Below are 1,277 nucleotides of genomic sequence, written 5' to 3'. Positions count from 1 at the left end.
TGCGGAATTTACTCCAATTAAGCATTAATTTGAGTTACATTATTCCCGAAACTGTCTCCACCTAATTTTATATATCCACACCATGAGTTTGCATCTAAAGGTGCATCTACCGTCAATGGATTTGCTGTTCCGTTTACAGTAGACCAAATAATATTATTATAAAAACTAAATACAGTATCTTGAGCGTCACCTGCACCACCGCCTTCACGATGGTTTGCATCTTGGATGACTAATACTGCATCGTTAGTTGAGCCTGATTCGTAACGAGAATTTTTCGAGATTAATTTCTGATCTGTTCCACCATTCGATTGTTGGTTATGTGCGTATAATGCTTGTCTTACAGGAGAAATAATTTCACAACCTATGATTTCGATTGTTTGTTGATCTCTTAACCCGATTCCTAAAGCAGGAGCGTTTTCGCTTATGATTTTACAATCTTTTAATATAGTTGTTCCTCCACCATTTCCCCAATCGTCAATATGCACTCCATAAGATGGACTTGTTCCTGTTTGCGTTCCTTGTTTTGATATAACAATTAAACCTTCTAACTGACCATTATCTCCTGACATATCAATGGGAGGTCTCGCATAATCATTATAACTATTTTGAATAACTACAGAACCTTTTTGAACAGCTTTAATTCCAATGAAACGACCCCTTAATTGAATTGTTTCATTGTCGTAAATACCAGGATAAACATTAATTGTATATGGTTTACTTTGGCTATCATCCGTAATACTTGCGACTGCTTCTACAATCGAATTAAAACCACCATATTTAGAAACAATTACAGTATTCCTTGGAACTTTTAAAGATTCAAGACCAATAACATTATCTTTTTCTACAGTTAATCCGGTAACTTGATTAACCTCGTAAGGTACATAACCAGTCGATTCTGTACCTACTTCTAGTTGGTAACTATCTAAATTTACATTCCTTATTGTTACTCTTACGTATGCTGCATTTGAAGGAGTTGAAAATGTTTTAGTATCCGTTGCGCCACTTATAAAAACTTTGCTACTATCATAAAAAGCAAAGTTTGAAGCTGAATCAGAATGACTTTGAGTATATGAGGTACTTGGACTGATAGGAATATAATCAGAAGCAGATAAAACCGTATTATCTCCTAAAGTACCGTTTGTAGTAGATACATATTTTCCACTAGTAACCGTTGTTTTATTAAATAAGTTTTTGGTTTTAACCACAGAAACTTCTGTAGGTTCAAAATTCAAAGATTGTTTACGAATCGGCAAATTATCATTACCATAATATTTTTT

General features: G+C 34.0%; 1 pseudogene. It reads right to left on the bottom strand.

Annotated features, from left to right (window positions below):
• Positions 1-17: 17 nt before the first annotated feature.
• Positions 18-1,277 (bottom strand): annotated as a pseudogene (locus tag I7822_RS29405) (hypothetical protein); the annotation flags it as partial.

It is taken from the genome of Metabacillus bambusae, assembly GCF_017497975.1.
Taxonomy (GTDB): Bacteria; Bacillota; Bacilli; order Bacillales; family Bacillaceae; genus Metabacillus; species Metabacillus bambusae.
This window is presented reverse-complemented; position numbering and strand designations above follow the sequence as displayed.